The 21,519-nt window shown below is 49.8% G+C and carries 16 protein-coding genes and 1 tRNA gene; 2 read left to right on the top strand and 15 right to left on the bottom strand.

Features of this window, described 5'->3' with window-relative positions; all coding sequences use genetic code 11:
• Positions 1 to 95 precede the first annotated feature (95 nt).
• From ACM67B_RS03080 to ubiD, 3 genes are all read right to left on the bottom strand, one after another.
• A complete protein-coding gene (locus ACM67B_RS03080; RefSeq protein ID WP_416190506.1) occupies positions 96 to 1,550 on the bottom strand; it encodes a DASS family sodium-coupled anion symporter in 1,455 nt (484 codons plus the stop codon).
• A 244-nt stretch (positions 1,551 to 1,794) separates the two neighbouring features.
• Positions 1,795 to 2,946: a quercetin 2,3-dioxygenase gene (locus ACM67B_RS03075; RefSeq protein ID WP_416190107.1), complete on the bottom strand. Its 1,152-nt coding sequence runs from the start codon at positions 2,944 to 2,946 to the stop codon at positions 1,795 to 1,797.
• 166 nt (positions 2,947 to 3,112) lie between these two features.
• On the bottom strand, positions 3,113 to 4,591 hold the full coding sequence (ubiD, locus tag ACM67B_RS03070; RefSeq protein WP_416190106.1) for a 4-hydroxy-3-polyprenylbenzoate decarboxylase: 1,479 nt from the start codon (positions 4,589 to 4,591) through the stop codon (positions 3,113 to 3,115).
• A 310-nt stretch (positions 4,592 to 4,901) separates the two neighbouring features.
• Here ubiD and ACM67B_RS03065 point away from each other — a divergent pair.
• Positions 4,902 to 4,977: transfer RNA gene (locus tag ACM67B_RS03065), tRNA-Ile, on the top strand.
• Positions 4,978 to 5,088: 111 nt separating this feature from the next.
• On the opposite strand, the gene ACM67B_RS03060 is transcribed toward ACM67B_RS03065, so the two are convergent.
• Positions 5,089 to 6,051, bottom strand: a complete 963-nt coding sequence (locus ACM67B_RS03060) for a calcium/sodium antiporter (protein WP_416190105.1) — start codon at positions 6,049 to 6,051, stop codon at positions 5,089 to 5,091.
• Positions 6,052 to 6,368: 317 nt separating this feature from the next.
• On the opposite strand from ACM67B_RS03060, the gene ACM67B_RS03055 reads away from it, so the two are divergent.
• Positions 6,369 to 7,706 (top strand): sodium-dependent transporter, encoded by a 1,338-nt coding sequence (locus tag ACM67B_RS03055; protein WP_416190104.1) that lies wholly within the window; start codon positions 6,369 to 6,371, stop codon positions 7,704 to 7,706.
• A gap of 199 nt (positions 7,707 to 7,905) precedes the next feature.
• Here the strand turns inward: ACM67B_RS03055 and ACM67B_RS03050 are convergent, their stop codons facing one another.
• The 11 genes from ACM67B_RS03050 to ilvB all read right to left on the bottom strand — a co-directional run bounded on the left by ACM67B_RS03050 (position 7,906) and on the right by ilvB (position 21,228).
• Complete coding sequence (locus ACM67B_RS03050; protein WP_416190103.1) at positions 7,906 to 8,913, bottom strand: FAD:protein FMN transferase; 1,008 nt, start codon at positions 8,911 to 8,913, stop codon at positions 7,906 to 7,908.
• 68 nt (positions 8,914 to 8,981) lie between these two features.
• Entirely contained in the window at positions 8,982 to 9,479 is a 498-nt protein-coding gene (locus ACM67B_RS03045; RefSeq protein ID WP_416190102.1) for a nitrous oxide reductase accessory protein NosL, read from the bottom strand.
• Positions 9,476 to 10,306, bottom strand: coding sequence for an ABC transporter permease (locus ACM67B_RS03040; RefSeq protein WP_416190101.1), 831 nt, complete (start codon positions 10,304 to 10,306; stop codon positions 9,476 to 9,478). The genes ACM67B_RS03045 and ACM67B_RS03040 overlap by 4 nt, the downstream gene beginning before the upstream one ends.
• Complete coding sequence (locus ACM67B_RS03035) at positions 10,303 to 11,193, bottom strand: ABC transporter ATP-binding protein (RefSeq protein WP_416190100.1); 891 nt, start codon at positions 11,191 to 11,193, stop codon at positions 10,303 to 10,305. The genes ACM67B_RS03040 and ACM67B_RS03035 overlap by 4 nt, the downstream gene beginning before the upstream one ends.
• Before the next feature lie 61 nt (positions 11,194 to 11,254).
• A complete protein-coding gene (locus ACM67B_RS03030) occupies positions 11,255 to 12,604 on the bottom strand; it encodes a nitrous oxide reductase family maturation protein NosD (protein WP_416190099.1) in 1,350 nt (449 codons plus the stop codon).
• Positions 12,605 to 12,757: 153 nt separating this feature from the next.
• On the bottom strand, positions 12,758 to 14,731 hold the full coding sequence (gene nosZ / locus ACM67B_RS03025) for a TAT-dependent nitrous-oxide reductase (protein ID WP_416190098.1): 1,974 nt from the start codon (positions 14,729 to 14,731) through the stop codon (positions 12,758 to 12,760).
• Between the two features lie 74 nt (positions 14,732 to 14,805).
• Entirely contained in the window at positions 14,806 to 17,067 is a 2,262-nt protein-coding gene (locus ACM67B_RS03020; RefSeq protein ID WP_416190505.1) for a 4Fe-4S binding protein, read from the bottom strand.
• 464 nt (positions 17,068 to 17,531) lie between these two features.
• Positions 17,532 to 18,545 (bottom strand): ketol-acid reductoisomerase, encoded by a 1,014-nt coding sequence (gene ilvC / locus ACM67B_RS03015; protein ID WP_095502015.1) that lies wholly within the window; start codon positions 18,543 to 18,545, stop codon positions 17,532 to 17,534.
• Positions 18,546 to 18,592: 47 nt separating this feature from the next.
• On the bottom strand, positions 18,593 to 18,886 hold the full coding sequence (locus ACM67B_RS03010; RefSeq protein WP_416190097.1) for a putative quinol monooxygenase: 294 nt from the start codon (positions 18,884 to 18,886) through the stop codon (positions 18,593 to 18,595).
• A gap of 69 nt (positions 18,887 to 18,955) precedes the next feature.
• A complete protein-coding gene (gene ilvN / locus ACM67B_RS03005; RefSeq protein ID WP_095502013.1) occupies positions 18,956 to 19,447 on the bottom strand; it encodes an acetolactate synthase small subunit in 492 nt (163 codons plus the stop codon).
• Positions 19,444 to 21,228 carry a biosynthetic-type acetolactate synthase large subunit gene (gene ilvB / locus ACM67B_RS03000; RefSeq protein ID WP_416190096.1) on the bottom strand — a complete coding sequence of 595 codons (1,785 nt, stop codon included), beginning with the start codon at positions 21,226 to 21,228 and terminating at the stop codon, positions 19,444 to 19,446. Before ilvB ends, ilvN begins: the two co-directional genes overlap by 4 nt.
• Positions 21,229 to 21,519: the final 291 nt, after the last annotated feature.

Below are 21,519 nucleotides of genomic sequence, written 5' to 3'. Positions count from 1 at the left end.
TCGGCATTATATAGCAAAAACAAGCTGATAGCAGCGAAACATTGTAAAAGGCCGTATGAACAATCATGTTCAGACGGCCTCAATAGCCAATTACCTTACCAATAGCCCAATACTTTCCACCAAATACCGCCAATCACCACAAATACCAGCAGATTGACCACGCTCATGATAAAGCCGACTTTCCACCATTCCCCCAGCGTCGAATAGCCCGAACCGAAGATAATCGGTGCGGTGCCGGTGGCGTAATGGGTTAAGGTCATCATGATGTTAGAAGCGGCAGCCATCAATAAAGCAAACAGCATCGGCGGCGCGCCCAAGGCAATACCGGCTGCGTAGAAGGCACCGAACATAGCGGTAATGTGGGCAGTGGTACTGGCAAACATATAGTGCGCGTATAAATAAGCCAGTAAAAGCAACGCACATGCGCCCATCCAGCCCATGCCGGTGCTGGCGATACCGCTTTCCAACAAGCCTGAAAACCAGGTCACCACGCCGAGCTTGTTCAAAAAGGTAGCCATCATCACCAAGGCGGCAAACCAAGTGATGGTGTCCCACGCACTTTTTTCTTTCAGGATGTCATCCCACGTCAAGACACCCGAAAGCAGCAGCGACAAGCCGATAAACGCGGTGGTTGTCGCGTCAACAGCATACGCTTTGCCCAGCAGCAATGCCGGAATACCTGCCCACAAAAACAGCAAAATGCCGAAAATGCCCAGCATAATCCATTCGCCGCGGCTCATCGGTCCCTGCTCTTTCAAGCGGTCTTTGGCAAATTGCATGGCATTGGGGGTTTCTTTCACTTCCGGCGGCGCAATAAAATACAGCACCGTCGGCATCAAAATCATGGCAATCAAACCCGGCACAAACATCGCCAGCGCCCATGTGCCCCAGCTCAGTTCAATATCGCTGTTGGTTGCCTTGGCCACCAACTCCACCACCAGCGGATTGGGCGCGGTGGCGGTGATGAACATCGCCGAGGTAATCGGATTGCTGTGGTAATTCACTAGCGACAAGTATTTACCCATGCGGTTTTGCGTGCCTTTTTCCGGATCGGAATCGTAGCTTGAGGCAATCGCCTTCATCACCGGATGGATAATGCCGCCGCCACGTGCGGTGTTGCTCGGCGTCACCGGCGCCAACAGCAATTCAGACAAAGCCAAACTATAGCCGATGCCTAAGGTTTTTTTACCCCATACGGCGATAAACAGATAACCGATGCGCGCGCCCAAACCGGTTTTCAAAATGCCGCGCGAAATCATAATCGCCACACCAATCAGCCAAATCAGTGAGCTGGAGAAGCTCGACAGCGCATCTTTAATCGCACCCGAAGGCGTGTCGTTGGTGACACCGGTAAGCGCCACCAAGGTAATGGCAATCATCGCAATCGCACCAATCGGCATAGCTTTGCCGATAATCGCTGCCACCACACCGACAAACATGGCCAACAAATGCCAGCCGTCGGGCGTTACCCCTTCGGGCACAGGAATCACAAACCAAATCAACAAAGCCAACGCCACCGCAACCGCAGTCGGAATCGGCTTAAAACCTATTTTCTTGTCCATCATCAAGCTCCTGTATGCGTGAAATCGGGATTTAATATTTGTTAGCAACAGTATAATCCCAACTCCCTACCCTCTAACTTTGATGTATCACAACAAATTCAATATTATTTTGATATAAATATTCTGATTTAAAAAGTACTTGATTTTGGGCAACATGCGTGAACAAAAACCAAAGGCCGTCTGAAAAAATACCTTTCAGACGGCCTCTTAAGTTTAGATCAATAACCGCTTATTACTTCCCTTCAGGCTTGCCGCCTTGCAGGTAAATATCCAACTTGTCGATATTCTGAATCACGCGCTGGAATTGTACCGGCCCCGGTTGGCTCGGATACACGCGGCCTTGATACGGATCGCCTAAAGTGCGGAAGAAATTATCGAACACCGCCGGCGTTAAGAAGCCGATAAACTTGGTGTAATGGTCTTTGATTTGATAGCTGTGTACCACGCCGGCAGGAATGTGCACCGCATCGCCCGGTTGCGCTTCAAGCTGCTGCTTGTTGCCCAACATATTCACGCGACCAATCAGCGGATAGAAAATCTCGGTGTGTTCACCATGAAAATGCGGCGGCACCAAATCGCCTTTCGGGCCTTCGGTCAACAAGGCGATAAAGCGGCCGTCGCTGGCTTTGGCATCGCCCAAATAAGTAAACATTTGGTCGCCCACCACATAACGTTCGCCCGCTCCTTCAGCCAATACATACGCTTGGGCACGGTTTGGTGCTTTATCCAGAGTCATTTTGGCGGCTTGGCGTTTGGCTTTAGGCTCACCAAACCAAGTTAAGCTGCCGTTTTGCGTGGTCGCGGCCAACAATTGCTCGCGGCTGAAACCGGCTTTGGCTGTTTCAGGCTGAACATAGCCGCTAAACGGCTCACCCATGCGGCTGAAGGATTGGTACATATCGCTGCCGGTTGCCCACAACAAGATTTTATTGCGTTGGTTTTGGAAACGGAATGCGGCTTTCACACCCGGCGGTACGCTGGCATAATCACCCGGCGTGAGCAGGTAATATTTGCCGTCCAGCCAAAATTCAACTTTACCCTCAATCACATAAAATGCCTGATGCGAATTTTTCAGACTATACAACGGCAAACCGGCTTCCTTACCGCCCACCCAAGTCATCATCTCATAATCGCCATCGGTATCAACCGCGCGCGCAATGGTGTTCAACACCATGCCACCAACCAAACGGCGCTCGCCTTCGTCATTGCGGATAAAATACGGAATCTTGCGCCCCGGTAATTTGTTCTCCAAGGTCACGGCTTGAATGGCTGAAAAGTCTTGCGGTGGCTGCTTGGCTTGCGGCGATGGCGCAGCAACGGCACTCAAACCCACCGACAACAAGGCGGCAGCCAGTGTATGCTTGATAAAAACAGCAGCTTTCATGGTTTCTCCTTTAGAGTTGATTTATGTATTTGTTAATATAGCAGCAAGTTTGAAAACGTGTAAGCAGAATGTTTTACTAAACTGTATGTATAAATTCTACGGTTTATAAACAAAATAAAAGGCCGTCTGAAAAAATATTTTTTCAGACGGCCTTACCATACCATTGTTACAAGCCCAAATCTTTCCACATAGCATCCACCTTGGCCACGGTGGCAGGATCTTTTTCAATCACCCTGCCCCATTCGCGGTCAGTTTCGCCCGGCCATTTATTGGTAGCATCCAAGCCCATTTTACCGCCCAAACCACTGACCGGACTGGCAAAATCCAAGTAATCAATCGGCGTGTTTTCCACCAAAACGGTATCGCGCACCGGATCCATCCGCGTGGTGACTGCCCAGATGACTTCTTTCCAGTCGCGCACGTCCACATCTTCATCGACCACAATGATGAATTTGGTGTACATAAACTGGCGTAGGAAGCTCCAGCAACCCATCATCACGCGTTTGGCGTGTCCGGCGTATTGTTTTTTCATCGACACCACCGCCATGCGGTAAGAGCAGCCTTCCGGCGGCAGGTAGAAATCAACGATTTCGGGGAATTGTTTCTGCAAAAGCGGCACAAACACTTCGTTCAACGCCACGCCGAGCACAGCCGGTTCATCAGGCGGTTTGCCGGTGTAGGTGGAATGGTAAATCGGGTCTTTGCGCATGGTGATGCGCTCGACGGTAAACACGGGGAACCAATCCTGCTCGTTGTAATAGCCGGTGTGGTCGCCATAAGGGCCTTCCAACGCAGTTTCATTCGGATGAATCACGCCTTCCAACACGATTTCCGCCCGCGCCGGCACCTGCAAATCGTTGCCGATACAGTTTACCAATTCAGTACGCGAGCCGCGCAACAAACCGGCAAACTGATATTCGCTCAAGGTATCGGGCACCGGCGTGACCGCGCCCAAAATGGTCGCCGGATCGCAACCCAACACCACGGAAACGGGATACGGCGTATCGGGATTTTGCTTGCGGAATTCCTGATAATCCAACGCACCCCCACGGTGCGACAACCAGCGCATAATCAGCTTCTTTTTGCCGATTAACTGCTGGCGGTAAATGCCGAGATTTTGACGTTTTTTATTTGGCCCGCGGGTCACGGTCAAGCCCCATGTCACCAAAGGCGCGATGTCTTCCGGCCAACAATGCTGAATCGGCAGTTGGTACAAATCGACCGCATCGCCCTCTAATATAATTTCTTGGCAAGGCGCGTTTTTCACCACGTTTGGCGCCATGCTCCAAATGTCTTTTAACAAAGGCAATTTAGAAAACGCATCTTTAATGCCTTTTGGCGGTTCGGGTTCTTTCAAATAAGCCAGCGTTTGGCCGATTTCGCGCAACTTGGATACGCTGTCTTCGCCCATGCCCATCGCCACACGCTCGGGCGTGCCGAATAAGTTGGCCAACACCGGATAGCCGTAGCGCGTGCCATCGGCGCGTACCGGATTTTCAAACAGCAACGCCGCCCCTTCTGCGCGCAACACGCGGTCAGCAATCTCGGTCATTTCTAACTCCGGCGATACCGGCGTAGAAATCCGCTTGAGCTTGCCTTGCGCTTCAAGCTGCGCGATAAAATCTCGTAAGTCTTTGTATTTCATTTTGACTCTCTTTCAGCCGAATGTTTTTTCAGACGGCCTGAGACCTTTGCAAAACCCTAGATTTGAGCACAGTTCAAAGTTGTAGCAGCGCAGACATATCACTTAGATAGGCAAGCTTTCGAGCAGCGCACAACGAAGAAATGTGCCAAAGATAGGGATATTGCAAAGGTCTCAGCCTTTTGATTAAGCTTTGCCGAAACAATGAGCCTGATTATAACGCGTTTTGCGGGATTCAAGCGTGTTGGCTTACCGATATGCCACAATCTTGCGAAGCGGTTAAATTATGATACAATACGCCCCTACTTCTGACGGGTCTGTAGCTCAGGGGTTAGAGCAGGGGACTCATAATCCCTTGGTCGTGGGTTCGAAACCCACCGGACCCACCAAATTAAAAACCGGATATGTCGCTTGGCATATCCGGTTTTGCTTTCAGACGGCCTAGCAACAAAAAGAGCAGGATTCACCCTGCTCTTTTTTCCTTATATATAAAATATAGCTTAAAAACTGGTGCTGATTAAATAGCCTGTATAAGCCACATACGAACCCAGCAAAATGAAGCCTTTCAGACGACCTATCTGACCTGCGCCGCCTTTACCCAAGCAGAAGACAAACAGCAACACAGTCAAGCCCGACATAATGGCGACGTCGCGGGTAAGGATTTCCGGTGCCACTTCCATCGGATGAATCACTGAAGCCAAGCCGACTACGGATAAGGTGTTGAATAAGTTGGAACCGACCACGTTGCCAATGGCGATGTCGTGTTCACCTTTACGCGCGGCGGCTACAGAGGAAGCCAACTCTGGCAATGATGTACCGATGGCCACTACAGTCAGGCCGATAATCAAATCGCTGACGCCCATGCTTTGTGCTACGGTTACTGCACCCCACACCAGCAGGCGCGAGCTGAGTACCAACACCACCAAACCCAAAATCAACCAAAACAGGCCTTTTTTCAGCGGCATTTCACTGTTTTCCAACTCATCGGAAATATCTTCTACGAAGTTATCAGCACCTTTCAAGTTGGTTTTTACCGTCCATCCCATATAGCCGAGCAACACCAGCAGCAGTATCACGCCGTCCATCAGGCTCAAATAACCATCAAACAATTGAAACGCGGCTAAAGCGGTAATCACCAGCAATACCGGCATTTCAGTTTTAACGATTTGTTTTTGCACCATAATCGGGCTGATTAAGGCGGTAATACCCAGAATCAGGGCGATATTGGTGATGTTAGAACCATAGGCGTTGCCCAAAGCAATACCGGGGCTGCCGTCTAAGGCAGACATGACGGAGACGACCATTTCCGGCGCAGATGTACCGAAGCCGACGATGACCATACCGATTAATAATGGCGACATGCCGAAATGGCGGGCGGTAGCAGCCGCACCATCAATAAAGCGGTCGGCGCTCCAAACCAGTAAAACGAGGCCGACGATAATGGCTATGATAGCGTAAAGCATTATTTTCCTTGTGTTTGGTGTGTTTCAAAAGGAGGCTATTGTAGCAGCTTTCCTAAGGTTTCCAAGACGGCGCTGAGACCTGTTTGAAAAATTGATACGCCAAGATGATATTCCGCTTTCAGACGGCATAATATTTCTATTTTCAACTATTTTCTTTTCATTAATTCTTAACCTTATCAAATTTTTGATAGTTTACACCCTATGCCATCTATTCCCCGCACCTTCCGTGCTTAATCCCACAATCCCAGCTTTACCCACTCCAATATGCATAACAGCTTTGCTACAATCAGCCATTATTTTTACATTTCGATACATTTATGAATACTTCTGCTTCTTGGTCATCCAAATTGGGCTTTATCCTGTCTGCAGCCGGTTCAGCGATTGGCTTGGGCGCGATTTGGAAATTCCCCTACACCGCCGGCACCAACGGCGGCGCCGTATTCTTTTTATTGTTTTTGCTGTTTACCATCTTAGTTGCGCTACCGGTACAACTGGCTGAGTTTTACATCGGCCGAACCAGTGGTAAAAACGCGGTCGATGCGTTCAAAACGCTGGCACCCGGTTCGCAATGGCCGTGGGTTGGCCGCATGGGCGTGGCGGCATGTTTTGTGTTGCTGTCGTTTTACAGTGTGGTCGGCGGTTGGGTGCTGAATTATGTGGTGCACGCATTTACCGGTCAAATCCACCCCGAAGCCAACTTTGAAGCCTTGTTCGGCGCCACCATTGCCAACCCTTGGAGCGTATTGCTTTATCAAGGCTTATTTATGCTGATGACGATTTGGGTGGTGAAAGGCGGCATTTCAGACGGCATTGAAAAAGCCAACCGCTATCTGATGCCGGCTTTGTTTGTGTTGTTTATTATGCTGGCCCTCCGCTCGATGACGCTGCCCAATGCCATGCAGGGCGTATCGTTTTTGCTGAAACCCGATTGGTCTTACTTCACGCCGCAAACCATGCTGATGGCCTTGGGTCAGGCATTTTTCGCCTTGAGTATCGGCGTATCCACCATGATTACTTATGCATCTTACCTGAGTAAAAAGCAGGATTTATTCCGCTCGGGCAACAGCATCATGTGGATGAACTTATTGGTGTCGCTGCTGGCCGGCTTGGTGATTTTTCCGGCGGTGTTTGCATTCGGCTTTGAACCCTCACAAGGCCCGGGCTTAATCTTTATTGTGTTGCCTGCAGTGTTTATGAAAATCCCGTTCGGCACCATCCTCTTTGCCATCTTTATGTTGCTGGTGGTGTTTGCCACCCTCACTTCTGCATTCTCCATGCTGGAAACCGTGATTGCCGCCACCATCCGCCAAGACGAAAGCAAACGCAAAAGCCGCACTTGGCTAATCGGCGCGGCCATTTTTATCGTTGGTATTCCTTCGGCTTTATCGTTTGGCGTATTAGGCGAATTTAAAATATTCGGCAAAACCGTGTTCGATTTGTGGGATTACATGATTTCCGCCATTATTATGCCGATCGGCGCATTGAGTGTAGCCATTTTCACCGGCTGGGTGCGCAACAAACAATCGGTTTTGGCAAATATCAGCGAAGGTAGCTCCGTACCGAAAACCGTGACTCAATTATGGCTTAATACCTTACGCTTCTTAGCGCCGATTGCCATCCTGATCGTTTTCATCAATTCATTGGGTTGGATTTAAATCCGCCAAATGATAATCAGCTAATATTCATACAAAAGCCGTCTGAAACAGGTAATGGTTTCAGACGGCTTTTACGTTTTTCAGTTTCTCAGATGAGCTTGAGATTCAATTTCACAGTGAAAACAGCACGCACTGCATCAACAATTCAAGCTTCCTTGAGATATTCGCAATGCAAACATGATGAAAACTGTTTTTTCTTCTATTCAATAACCTTCATCTGCCTATCCGGCATCACCAGCCACACTTTAGCCTGCTTAGCCCGCGCCGCTTGCCGGATTTCATCTGGCGACATCACCGAAAACGCCGTAGCAAACGCATCGGCCAGCGCGGCGGTTGGCGCCATTACGCTCATGCTGTGGTAACGCGGTGTGCTCACCCCCGAACGTGGGTCAAACAAATGGGTAAACTTACCCGCTTCATCCATCACCGTGCCATAGCCGCCCGACGTGGCAAAGCCTTGGTTTTGCAGCGGCACATTCATCAATACACCTTGCTCATTTTGTGGATCGCGGATACCCACCTGCCAAGTGCGTTCACCGCGTGTATCCAAGCCGCGGATTTCACCCATATCCACCAAGGCTTGTTCCACGCCGTTTTGCTGCAACAATTCCACCACTTTATCGGTGATGTAGCCTTGGGCAATGCCGTTAAACGACAAGCCCATATCCCGCCCGTGAAAGCGGACAAAGGTATCGTCAAATTCCACTTTATCAAAACCGACCTGCTGCAAGACTCGATTCATATCCGCCTGCGACGGCGGCGTATCGGTATTGGGATGCCGTCTAAAATAATCGGCATAAAAGTTCCATAGCGGCTGAATGCTCGGGTCAAACGCACCTTGAGTGAGCCGGTAAACTTCTTGGCTGATGCTCAACAATACCAACAAATCCTGCGGCGGATTGTTCAGACGGCCTTCACGGTTAAGCTGCACAATCAAGCTGTCGTCACGGTATAAGCTGAAAATCTTTTCCAGACGCGCCACTTCCGCCAATGCCTTATTCACCAAATCATCAGCTTGGCGGCGGTCAACATGATACAGGCGCAACTGCGCGCCCGAACCCAAAGCAATACCTTTCCAAACAAACGGCTCGGCTTCATCGGGATTAGGCTTATCGGTTGGGCGGTTTAGTGCAAACGGCAAAATCGCGCCACCGGCCACAATGGCACTGATCGCCAAAAAACGGCGGCGATTTAAGGGGATATTCATGTTTTTTTTTGAAAATAAAATTCAGGCCGTCTGAAAGCTTAACACCCTTTTCAGACGGCCTATTCACATTATTTAAAAATATATGCTTCCGGCATCTCATCAAAGTTCACGACTTTGCCGCCCTTCTCTTGCGCAAACTGCTCGGCCTTGGCTTTATCCGCAAACGGCAACGCATCTTCCGAACCCATGCCGCCGATAAAGCCGCTTTCGATAACATACCATGCTTTTTTGGCATCAATCCACGCGTCATTGGCATTCGGCTGCGCCCAATCGGTCACTTCACCCATATCGGTGACATACATCACATGAATGCCTTTGGGCTCTTCCGGCAGCTTGGTGTAGCCGAACATTTGGCGGATGGTCGAGAACCACACCGGCTTATCGGGCTTGCCGTTGAGATACAGCTGCGCTTTCGGCCCGTCGTGTTCCATCAGGTTCATGGTGCAATAATGGCCGGTCGATTGTGCGGTAATCGGCGCCGGAGTAGGCGGCGGCGCGGTGTTTTCTTTGGCACCACAAGCCGCGAGCAGCAAGGCGGTGCAGATTGTTAAGGCAAATGTTTTCATATTTGTCGCTTTCCAAAAATCCAAGCCGCCAACAGCAGCGGAATGATGACCCACAACACCTGCGCGGTCAGCAACACCGGCAGCGTGAGGCTGATTTGCTCGGTCAAACCGGCCATGCCCGAATACATGGCGGTGTTTTCATAGCCGGTCAGGTTGAGCAGGCGGTAAATGTCGGTCGGGTTGAACAATAAAATGCTTTCCACCATCGGCGCAGTGAGTGTTTGCTGCGTATCGGCCACCAACACGCCAAGCAAGGCCATGTCGAAAATCACCACGAAAAACAGCCACACGCCGATGGCAATGCCTGCCGCCGTGCCGCGTTCTTTCACTTTCGCGCTGATTAAATAGCCCAAGGCCAAAAACGCCGCGCCCAAAATCACGCTAGCGCCAATCAGAGCGGCAAACGGTTTCCATGCGGCGATGTTGATGCCGCCATTGGCCAACTGCAACGCAATGCCGGCCAAGCCGTAACCGGCAGTCGTCGCCAAAGTCAAAATAATCAAGTGCCCCAAGAACTTACCCGCTAAAATTTGATTGCGCGAAATCGGGTAGCTTAATAACAAACCCATCGTACCGCGCTCGATTTCGCCAATCAAGGCATCGTAGGCCAAGAGCATGGCAATCAGCGGAATCAGGAAAATCGACAGGCTCGACAGGCTCACCACCGTAACCGTGAGCGGATCGACCTTCACCGAACCGGTTGGCGCGCTGCCCAAAAACCCCAGCGACAAAGCCAATGCCGCCAGCAGCAATGCCGCCGCCAACACCCAGCGGTTGCGCAGGCTGTCGCGCACTTCTTTGCCGGTGATAATCAAAATCGGGTTCATACGTCTTCCCTTTTCAAGAATTGTGCATACATTTCATCGAGCGTCGGCGTATGGATGTCGAGATAGGCCAAATCGTTTAAATCGCCTAATTCGGCCAACAAAGCCATGCGTTCGTCTGCTTGGCATTGCGCACGGAAATTGAGGCCGTCTGAAGACTGCCAGCGTGATGACAAAGGTTTGCCATGTTTCAGGCGCACATTCACCGTGAGTGGCAAACCGCTTTGCACATGCAGTTCGTCCATGCTGCCATCGGCGACTTTGGCGCCGTTTTTCATCACCACCACGCGGTCTGCATGGCCGTCGAGTTCGGCCAAAGCGTGGGTGCTGAGCAACACAGTTGCGCCTTTACCGTTTAATTCGCGCACTACTTCATAAAACATTTGCCGTGAAGCCGGATCCAAACCTGTAGTCGGCTCGTCAAACAGTAATACCTTCGGCTCGCCCAACAACGCCTGCGCCAAAGCCAAACGCTGACGCATACCCTTTGAATAAGTGCCGACACGGCGTTTGGCTGCTTGGGAAATGCCCACGCGTTCAAGCAAATCTTGGTTTTTATTCAGCGGCTGCTTTTTCAGTTTGGCGTAGAAAGCCAAGGTTTCCAAACCGGTCATCGATGGGTGCAGCGCCACCGTTTCCGGTAAATACCCGATTTGGCTGCGCACCGCCGCACCGGCTTTGCTGCCGGTTTTCTCACCCAGCAGCATCACTTCGCCCTGCGTTGGCGTAATCAAGCCGAGTATCAGCTTCATCAGCGTCGATTTACCCGCGCCGTTGTGCCCGGCCAAACCCACGCTTTCACCGGCTTTCAGCACCAAATCGACATTATCGACCGCACGCTGCTCGCCGAATTGTTTGATTACGTTTCTCAATTCAACATGATTGCTCATGGTGTTTCCTTGTGTGTTTGTTCAGACGGCCTTTTTCAACATAAGGCCGTCTGAACGCCTTTTATTCGTTTGCCTGCGCTGCCCATGCCGATTTAGTTTGCTTGGCTGCTTGCAACATTTCCGCTTTGTGTTGCAGATAATACGGCATAGTCGGGTTTTGATATGGCTTCATCAGCGGTTTACTGTCAATCACACCGCCCGGCATAATTGCGGGGAACTGGCTTTGCGCCCACTTCACAATGCTCACCGCCGGACTGTTCATCAGCAACCTGGCCACAGGTGCGCGCCAAATGATTTGGTCGGTAATGCCGTTGGGGCGGTAAGCGCTGTCGCCGATGCCGTCGCCGTTAAGGTCGAATGCGCTGTTGTCGCTCCAATAATTGCCGCGCCCGTCTTCCGACCAATCCAAGAAACGCGTGCTGACGTATTTGACTTGGCTTTCGTTATTGATAAACGAATTGTCGGTCAATTCCGTGCCTTCAATGGCGGCGGTGAAATGGATGCCGATTTTGCATTGCTCGAAATGGTTGCCAAAGATTTTGTTGTTGTTAGCATTGTAGGCGAACAGGCATTTGTCGGCCTGATAAATCACGTTGTCTTGCACTTCCGATTGGTTGACGTAATTGAGCATGATGCCTTGATCGCGGCTCATCACGGCGATGTTGCCTCGTACTTTGATGCGGTCGGAAAACATCATGGCGTAGGCGATGTTGTTGCCGATGGAAATATTGTCGATGACTTCGCTGTCGTTGGTGTACATATAATGTACGGCAAAGCGCACATCGTGAAAACGGTTGCCCTTATAAATATTGAAGGTGCTGGCGTTGGAAAAAATGCCGTCGCGGCCTTTGGAAATGTCGTTGCCGATCACTTGCGAACCGGGCGCGTTCCACACGGTTACGCCGTTGCCACGCTCATTCACGCGCAATTCAGCATTGCCGACGATTTTGTTGTCGCGCACCATGGCATCTTTAGGACCGTGCAAATACACGCCAACGGAATTATCGAGAATATCGTTTTTTTCCACCAAAGCATTGGTGGCAGTTTCTTCCAGATAAATGCCGGCGTCCATATCCGGCAGACTCATGCCCGAGCCGTTGACAGTAAGGTTTCGAATCACGACATCAGGCGCATGCACGCTGATCGTGCGGCCTTTTCTATCACCCTGAATGTTGGCGGAACGGTCTGCCGGCCCCTCTAAGGTTAAGGGTTTGTCGATGTGGATTTTGGTTTGGTACACGCCCGAAGCAAGCTTGAGCGTATCACCTGCTTGGGCTTGGGCGATGATTTGATTGAGATTATCTGTGGGTGAAACGGTAATCACGGCGGCAAAGGCCGTCTGAAACCCTACTACGGTGAGCAGCGCACAAACAGCGTATTGCAGCGTTTTGACATGAAATAGAGTGTGCATGTGGTTTCTCTTGTTTTCAGACGGCCTGTGTCGGCGCGACAAGTTTGACATTATAACAAAACCATCTGCCCGATTTTCAAATGGCTTTGTTATAAAGGCCGTCTGAAAAGGAATTACCGTTTCAGACGGCCTGCTTGTTGATATCAGGGAAGATTATTTAGGTTTTACAATCATTTGGCCTGACATTTCCATGTGCAATGCGTGGCAGAACCATTGGCAGTAGTACCAATGCACGCCCGGACGGTGGGCGGTAAAGGTAACCGAACTGGTTTGTTGCGGGCCGACTTCCATCGCAATGCCGTAGCCTTCCAAAGTGAAGCCATGGGTCAAGTCTTCGATGGTTTCTACGTTGGTCACCACCACAGTCACTTCATCACCTTGATTCACTTCGAATTGTGGCACGCTGAATGCTGGCGCAACAGCAGTCATGTACACGCGTACTTTATTGCCTTCGCGCACCACTTTGGCGGCTTTCTCCAATTCCACGCCATCTTTGGCAGCCATGTCAGCAGCATCTTTCCACCACCAAGCATGTTTGGTGCGATCCCAAGTTTTAGCCGGATTCACTTTAGACGCTGCTACCAAACAGAAGTCGTGTGGTTCGGCAAAGGTCGGGTTGTCGTGCACCAGCTTCATCTCATCGCCTGAAATGTCAATCAACTGGTCACATTCAGGCTTCAACGGACCGGCATTCAAGAAACGGTCTTTCGAGAATTTATTCAGTGACACCAACCACTTACCATCGGCCTCTTTGGTTTCGCCCATAGTTGTGTGGTTGTGACCCGGTTGGTAGTGAACGTCGATTTTTTGCTTGATTGGGTCGATTTTCTCGCCCGCATAAGCTTTAATCGCATCTTCGATGTTCCATTTCGCCATTTGGCTGTCGATAAACAGCGTGGTATAGGCATTGCCGCGGCCGTCAAATGCGGTATGTAACGGACCCAAGCCCAATTCAGGCTCTGCGACTACCACATCGCGCGGCTGAATTTTGTCGGCAAACAAATCATCCAATTTGCTCACATCCAATACGGTCACAGTTGGCGACAGCTTACCGTTGAGCATGATGTATTTGCCGTCAGGTGATGCGTTACAGCCGTGTGGTGAGTTTGGCACCGGAATGTAGCGGGTGTATTTCGAATTGGCTTCGGCGCGGCCGTCCACCATTTTCACACCGTTGACTTCTTTAAAGTCGCCGTTTTTAATGCCTTCTTCAATTGCTGCCAAGTTGAACACAACGACCCAGTCTTGCTCGTTGGCAGAAGCGGCTTGCACGGTCAAACCACGCTCAGAGTTGTAGCAGGTAGAGAATGAATATTTACCTTGGTAGTCGGCATCACCGTTGTCCAAGTTACCGTCTACCAACACTTGCCATGCGATTTCCATGGTTTCACCGTCGATGGCGGTGTATACCGCATTCCAAGTTTTCGGGTCATTCAGATTGCCAACGCCGTCTACCGGTACGATGTGTTCGCCATTGGCAAATACATAGCCGGTTTTCGGATAACGTTGCGGACGCAAACCGTGGATACCGGAAGCATTTGGAATCTCAACGATTTTATCGGTTTTCATGATTTCCAAATCCACGCGGCACACGCGGTTATTGGCTTTGTCGTTGGCGTAAGCATAGCGGCCGTCGTAAGTTTGGTCGGTAAACGACAAGTGCGGGTGGTGCAAGTCGCCATTCGGGATACATTTCAGACCGCTGGCTTTCAGGAAAGCATTGGTTTCAGCAGTATTTTTTTCGTTCAGAATACGCAAACTCTCGTTGGTACGACCCCAACCGGTGGCGCTGTCCATATTAAATACCGGAATACGCATCAGTTCGCGCATAGAAGGCAAGCCAACCAAGCGCATTTCACCGGATTGACCGCCTGACAAGAAGCCGTAGTATTGATCCAGCTCGCCCGGACCAACATGAACAGACTGGCCGCCTTCGCTACCGTGCGCATCGGCTTTGGCCGCAGGTGCAGAACCTGCACCGGAAGCTGCGCCTTTATCGCTCTCGGCATTGGAACAACCAGCCAAACCCAACAAGCCCGCACCGGCAATACCGGCACCAGAAGCCGCGGCAGTGCCTAAGAATGAACGTCGGCTTAAGCCGTTTTGTTCTAATTTTTCGTCTGACATAAAACTCTCCTTGGGATGAAATTCGGTATTTGTCTTTTCAGACGGCCTACCGTGGGATAAGGGAAACTAATTCTTTACTTTTCAACGGTGATTTTTGCACCGGGTTTCACAAAGTGCACCACATGTTCATTGGTTTTAGCGGTTTGTTCGGCTTCGTGTTCCGATTTGGCCGCGGCTTGGCGTTGTTTTTTCTTGTTCGTTGCCACCACTTGCGGACAACGCGTTTCATGGTGATACATCACTTGACAGTGCAGACATTGGATACACTCGTTCGGGTGAATATCCCCTTCCGGCGCAATCGCTTGAACCGGACACTCGTGTGTACAAATCTGACACGGATTGCCACACATTTTGTAGCGGCGCAGCCAGTCAAAAATGCGGAAGCGTGCCGGAATCGCAATCGCTGCACCCAGCGGGCATAAGTAGCGGCAGAAGAAACGTTCGATAAACAAACCGGCTGCCAGCAATGCCACAGCGAACAATACAAACCACCATTCACGCATGAATTTCAAAATAATCGCGGTTTTAAACGGCTCGATTTCGGCAAAATGTTCGGCCAAGCCCAAATCGTAGAGCGAAAGCGCCAGCAAACCGAAGAAAATCACATATTTAATCGCGCTCAAGCGTGTGTGCAGCAAATGCGGCACGGTGATTTGTTTCACGCCCAATTTCTTCGCCAAGCGGTTGGTCAACTCCTGCAAAGAGCCAAACGGACACAACCAGCCACAGAAAGTACCACGGTTCCACAGCAGCATGGTCGCCGCCGTAAACAGCCACAAAATGAATACCAGCGGATCCATCAGGAAAAATTCCCAGTGGAAATCGGTCAAGATGGCGGAAAACAGCGTTAAGGTATTCACCACCGACAATTGCGCCTGCGCGTACCAGCCGATATAAACCAAAGTGAAGGTCAAAAAGGCAATGCGGAAACGGTCATACCATTTTTCGTAGCGCACAATCCAGTCTTGGAACAAAAACACCAGCAGCAAAATGGTTAACGCAATGCTGACCACGATGATTTGCGCTTTTTTCGCCTGCCAGATCTGTTTCCACAATTGGCTGGATACGCCGTCATCAGTGGCTGCATCCAAAGTACCGGCAGTTTGATTGGCTAATTTTCGGCCTTCGGCGGCAGGTGCTTCAATCGGCGCAGTGATGGTTACCGGTTCGGCTTCAGGGTCGTCAACGTAATAGCCTTGCGGCAATTCGTAGGCCAAATCAGCAGTAACAAACGCTTTATCATTCACGCTCAATACGCGCTGAATCATCAACTGTAAGCGCCACGGCTCGGCAGCATCAAATGTTACATCTTCCGGAATGGTGAACCAAGATACTTCTTTAAATGCCGGCGCGCCTTCTGCGGCCAAAGCCACCACACGCTCGTGTTGCGCATCGGTAAAGCGGAAACTGTTGTCGCCCTGAATCATCTCGATGCGGTCAAAAATACCGCCACGCACATAGCCCGAGCCTTTCCAAGAATAACGACCCTCACCGGCAACCATAATCGCTTGTTGACCCGGTTTCAGACGGCGTTGCAAATTATTCCAACCTGCCTCACCCAATAAGCTCTTACCGATGGAAGGCTGGCTCACCACCGCCACATACATATCAACAAAAGTATCATCCCCCGGCCCTTCTTCGGCGTGCTCGACAACGCCTTCTTTGCCGCTTTGCTCAAATAATTTATTAGCTTCATCCACCGTCATGTGCAGCTTGGTGACGGCTTTTTGTTCCAGTAAGGCATTCCATGATTGGATGTCTTGTTTATCCATACCAACAGCACGACGCGGACGGGTTTGCACCGCTGCTTGTGCAACAGTAGAACCATCGGCAGCCACAGCCGCTGTCGCACCTACTGTGCCCAATTGGTATTGTTGGGCAATGGTTTTAATCGAGCGCTGCATGCTGTCGTTAATCACCATCAGCGTCACGGTTGCGCCGCTGATGATGTCGGAAAGTGCCACACCCGGTTTCGGCGGCGTGGTAATGAAATTCAGGCCGATGTAGTCATCAATAAATTTATCCACTCGCGATTGCGGGATGCCGATGAGCATAATCGGTTCGTTATGCGCCACCAACTTGGCGCCGCTAATGGTGCCGTCATTGGCTAAGGCCACCATGGTATCGATGGGTTTACTCGAATAGCCGCGAGTATTGACAACATCAGTAGTGATGAAGACTAAGCCCAATTGCTCGTCGCCTTTGTACACACGTGCCACCATCGGCTTGCCTTCAGGCTCACCGTAACGGTCGGCCGTTGGAAAAATTTCAGACGGCTGTACTTTGCTCAGAAACTCCGGCAGACGCTCTGCATGAACCGGTAGGCTGATCACCATCAAAACCAATGCCAGCGCGACCACAACCACCCATTTGAGCAGACTGTTATTCTCTGCTCCATCCCTATCAAAACCGGACATAACCTATCCCCGATGACTCGATTACTCAAAACACTAATATTATATGAATCATCTACTATCCATAATTTGATGTATATCAAGTTTACAAATCTTAAAGCGTATTTATATTAGTGCAATAATTCTTTATAGTTAAATAAGATACAAATAAAACTATAAATTACAAATCATTGATTGATTCTTCATATACCCAGTATAAGATTCATTTTATTTCAATTAAATTTGATTTATTTTGATTGAACGCTAAATAAAATAGGCCGCCTGAAATACTACCAACGGTTTTTTCAGACCGCCTTGATATAAGTTAAATGTATTTAAATGATTCAGCATAAAAAAATGCCGTCTGAACATTTCAGACGGCATTTTGTAAAAGATAGGGTTAAAAATTAGTTTTTATCCAAATCTACCAATTTGTTTTTCGCGATCCAAGGCATCATCGAACGCAATTGCGCACCAACTTTCTCGATTTGGTGGTCAGCATTCAAGCGACGACGGGCAGTCATTGAAGCATAGTTGGCTGCGCCTTCTTGGATGAACATTTTCGCGTATTCACCAGATTGAATGCGGTACAAAGCTTTTTTCATCGCTTCTTTGGTTGCAGGAGTCACCACTTCAGGGCCGGTCACGTATTCACCGTATTCGGCGTTGTTAGAAATTGAGTAGTTCATGTTGGCAATACCACCTTCGTACATCAAATCTACGATCAATTTCAATTCATGCAAACATTCGAAGTAAGCCATTTCTGGGGCGTAACCGGCTTCAACCAAAGTTTCAAAGCCGCATTTCACTAATTCAACCGCACCACCACACAATACAGCTTGTTCACCGAACAAGTCGGTTTCGGTTTCTTCGCGGAAGTTGGTTTCAATCACGCCGCCTTTGGTGCCGCCGTTGGCTGCTGCGTAAGACAAGGCGATGTCGCGTGCTTTACCGGAATTGTCTTGGTAAACGGCGATCAATGAAGGTACGCCGCCGCCTTTCAAGAATTCGCTGCGTACAGTGTGGCCAGGGCCTTTAGGCGCAACCATGATCACGTCTACATTTGATGGCGGCACGATTTGGTTGTAGTGTACGTTGAAGCCGTGCGCAAACGCCAAAGCCGCGCCGTCTTTCAGGTTAGGTGCGATTTCGTTTTTGTACACAACCGGTTGGTTTTCATCCGGCAACAAAATCATCACAACATCGGCATCTTTAGTGGCATCAGCAACAGTTTTCACGTTGTGGCCGGCTTTAACCGCTTTATCCCAAGAAGTGCCTTGACGCAAACCGATCACTACGTTTACACCTGAATCTTTCAGGTTGGCAGCGTGGGCATGGCCTTGTGAACCATAACCAATAATGGCAACTGTTTTGCCTTTGATCAATGACAGGTCGGCGTCTTTATCGTAATAAACTTGCATTTCAATTCCTTTTATTTGAATAGGTTTGTTGAGTTAACTTTAAAAAATCAGATGGAGAGCTCGTTGAGCATCACGATTTCAAGATGATCGGTTTTGCCCTCGATGGCTTGAACAAATGCCTGAAAATGCTCACTGGCATTATGCTCATCCACCGCCGCTTGCGATTGCCAACTTTCAACAAACACGAAGCGGTTGGAATTTTGGATATCCTGATGCAAATCATAGCTGTTGTTCCCTTCTTCGGCGCGGCTGGCTTGAACCAACTGGGCGAATTGGGCAGACAATGTGTCGCGGTATTCAGGTTTCACGGTAATCAAGGCAACAATCTTAATAATCGACATCTCAACTTCTCCTGTATTGGTTTCAGACGGCCTCAAATCTTTTAGCAGGCCGTCTGAACAAGCGTGGCATTAAATTTTCAAAATACGCTCGCCGCGGCCAATACCGGCTGCGCCTGTGCGCACAGTTTCCAAAATTTGTGCACGCCCTACGGTTTCTAAGAAAGAATCCAATTTGTCGCTGGAACCGGTGATTTCGATGGTATAGCTGCGGTCGGTTACATCAACCACATGACCACGATAAATCTCGGTCAGGCGTAAAAATTCGTCGCGGTCTTTACCCGCTGCACGCACTTTCACCAACATCAATTCGCGTTCGACAAAACGACTTTCGTTCAAATCGACTACTTTAATCACTTCTACCAGCTTATTAAGCTGCTTGGTAATCTGCTCCAGCACGCTGTCGTCACCGTGGGTCACGATGGTCATGCGCGACAAGGTTTGATCTTCGGTCGCGGCCACCGACAATGAATCGATGTTGTAGTCACGCGCTGAAAACAGACCCACCACACGGCTCATCGCACCGGATTCGTTTTCCATCAGAATGGACAAAATGTGTCTCATGGCACGCTCCTTGTATCGTAATCACGGTCATTGACATCGTTCACGTCGCTGTCGGCTTTGGTTTCGCGCATGTGTACCGGCAGCACCATTTCGTCGAGACCTTTGCCGTTGCCCACCATCGGGAACACGTTTTGTTTCTTATCGGTGATGAAATCGATAAACACCAAGCGGCCTTCGCGGTTGTGTTGCAGCGCTTGACGAATAGCACCTTCTACCTCAGACGGCTTGGTCACACGAATGCCGACATGGCCGTAAGCTTCCGCCAGTTTCACAAAATCCGGCAACGAATCAAAATAAGTTTCCGATTCGCGGTTGCTGTAGTAAAGCTCTTGCCATTGGCGCACCATACCGAGATAACCGTTATTCAAGGTCACAACAGTCAGCGGAATTTTATACTGGAAGCAGGTCGATAATTCTTGGATGTTCATCTGAATCGAGCCTTCGCCGGTGATACAGAATACATCCTGCTCCGGTGCGGCCAGTTTCGCACCCATCGCATAAGGCAAACCGACACCCATGGTGCCCAAACCGCCGGAATTCAACCATTGGCGCGGACGCTCAAACGGATAATATTGCGCAGCAAACATTTGGTGCTGACCGACATCGGATGTGATAATGGCTGAATTATTGGTGATTTCCGCCAATTTTTTCACCACAAACTGCGGCTTGATGGTTTCTTCGTCTTGATCAAACCACAAGCAATCGCGGCTGCGCCATGATTCGATGTTTTTCCACCATTTATCCAAATGCTCGCGGCTCGGTACGGATTGCTGCTTGTTCACCAAGCAAACCATTTCGGCCAATACATTTTTCACGTCGCCCACAATCGGAATGTCGGCTTTAACGCGTTTGGCAATGCTCGATGGATCAACATCAACATGAATGATTTTTTTCGGTTTTTCCAAGAATTTGGATGGCACAGACACCACGCGGTCGTCGAATCGCGCACCGACAGCCAACACCACATCGGCATCCTGCATGGCCAAGTTGGCTTCATACGTGCCGTGCATGCCCAGCATGCCGAGATATTGACGGTCGCTGGAAGGTACTGCACCCAAACCCATCAAGGTGCCGACGCATGGCGCGCCGGTAGCGTGTACCAAGTCCACCAATTCTTGGCTGGCGTTACCCAATACGATACCGCCGCCGAAATAGATAATCGGACGTTTGGCAGAAGCGAACATCTGCACCGCTTTTTTAATCTGACCGGCATGGCCTTGCACCACCGGCTGATAAGAGCGGATAAAAATATCTTCTTGCGGATAGCTGAATTTCGCCATCGCCTGCGTCACGTCTTTTGGCACATCAATTACCACAGGACCCGGACGACCGCTGGCGGCAATTTGGAACGCTTTTTTGATGGTGTTGGCCAAATCGTTGATATCGGTCACCAAGAAATTGTGTTTCACACACGGGCGGGTAATGCCGATGGTGTCCACTTCTTGGAAGGCATCACTGCCGATGGCGGGCGTGCCGACCTGACCGGTGATGATGACCATCGGAATCGAATCCGAATAAGCCGTGGCAATACCGGTTACTGCATTGGTTGCTCCGGGACCTGAAGTCACCAAAGCCACGCCAACTTTACCGCTGGTGCGCGCATACGCATCGGCTGCATGAACGGCTGCCTGTTCGTGTCGGGTCAGGATGTGCTTGAATTTATTGAGCTGGTAGATGGCGTCGTAGATTTCGAGAACTGCGCCGCCCGGATAGCCGAAAACGTATTCAACGCCTTCTGCCTTGAGACTTTGCACAATGATTTGTGCGCCTGATAATTGCATAACAACCTCTTTTATAGGGCGTTAAACCAACAGCAACAGCAGCTTCGTCACAGCACCTGTAATGCAAGCCTATCAAGTAGCGATTTAGGGTACGCACATTGCTAGGACACGACGACAGCCAATCCGTTTGGACAATTGGATTAAGGCTCAGAGTTTATGAAAATGAAGAAGCCCAACAATAACCTAATCTGCGTTTTCAGGCAAGACAAAAACTTTCATCTTTTAACATTATTTTTATTAAATTTAATTAGCATTTGATTTTTATAAAATAAATATCCATCAACTAACTAT

The sequence above is a fragment of the Neisseria sp. CCUG17229 genome (assembly GCF_047839235.1).
Taxonomy (GTDB): Bacteria; Pseudomonadota; Gammaproteobacteria; order Burkholderiales; family Neisseriaceae; genus Neisseria; species Neisseria brasiliensis.
The sequence above is the reverse complement of the archived record's forward strand: the minus strand, read 5'-3'. Positions and strand labels throughout refer to the sequence as shown.

Excerpts from the sequence above, each read along its gene's own strand:
- ACM67B_RS03075 (WP_416190107.1), bottom strand. The coding sequence starts at position 2,946 with ATGAAAGCTGCTGTTTTTATCAAGCATACACTGGCTGCCGCCTTGTTG.
- ubiD (WP_416190106.1), bottom strand. The coding sequence starts at position 4,591 with ATGAAATACAAAGACTTACGAGATTTTATCGCGCAGCTTGAAGCGCAA.
- ACM67B_RS03060 (WP_416190105.1), bottom strand. The coding sequence starts at position 6,051 with ATGCTTTACGCTATCATAGCCATTATCGTCGGCCTCGTTTTACTGGTT.
- ACM67B_RS03055 (WP_416190104.1), top strand. The coding sequence starts at position 6,369 with ATGAATACTTCTGCTTCTTGGTCATCCAAATTGGGCTTTATCCTGTCT.
- ACM67B_RS03050 (WP_416190103.1), bottom strand. The coding sequence starts at position 8,913 with ATGAATATCCCCTTAAATCGCCGCCGTTTTTTGGCGATCAGTGCCATT.
- ACM67B_RS03045 (WP_416190102.1), bottom strand. The coding sequence starts at position 9,479 with ATGAAAACATTTGCCTTAACAATCTGCACCGCCTTGCTGCTCGCGGCT.
- ACM67B_RS03040 (WP_416190101.1), bottom strand. The coding sequence starts at position 10,306 with ATGAACCCGATTTTGATTATCACCGGCAAAGAAGTGCGCGACAGCCTG.
- ACM67B_RS03035 (WP_416190100.1), bottom strand. The coding sequence starts at position 11,193 with ATGAGCAATCATGTTGAATTGAGAAACGTAATCAAACAATTCGGCGAG.
- ACM67B_RS03030 (WP_416190099.1), bottom strand. The coding sequence starts at position 12,604 with ATGCACACTCTATTTCATGTCAAAACGCTGCAATACGCTGTTTGTGCG.
- nosZ (WP_416190098.1), bottom strand. The coding sequence starts at position 14,731 with ATGTCAGACGAAAAATTAGAACAAAACGGCTTAAGCCGACGTTCATTC.
- ACM67B_RS03020 (WP_416190505.1), bottom strand. The coding sequence starts at position 17,067 with ATGGTGATCAGCCTACCGGTTCATGCAGAGCGTCTGCCGGAGTTTCTG.
- ilvC (WP_095502015.1), bottom strand. The coding sequence starts at position 18,545 with ATGCAAGTTTATTACGATAAAGACGCCGACCTGTCATTGATCAAAGGC.
- ACM67B_RS03010 (WP_416190097.1), bottom strand. The coding sequence starts at position 18,886 with ATGTCGATTATTAAGATTGTTGCCTTGATTACCGTGAAACCTGAATAC.
- ilvN (WP_095502013.1), bottom strand. The coding sequence starts at position 19,447 with ATGAGACACATTTTGTCCATTCTGATGGAAAACGAATCCGGTGCGATG.
- ilvB (WP_416190096.1), bottom strand. The coding sequence starts at position 21,228 with ATGCAATTATCAGGCGCACAAATCATTGTGCAAAGTCTCAAGGCAGAA.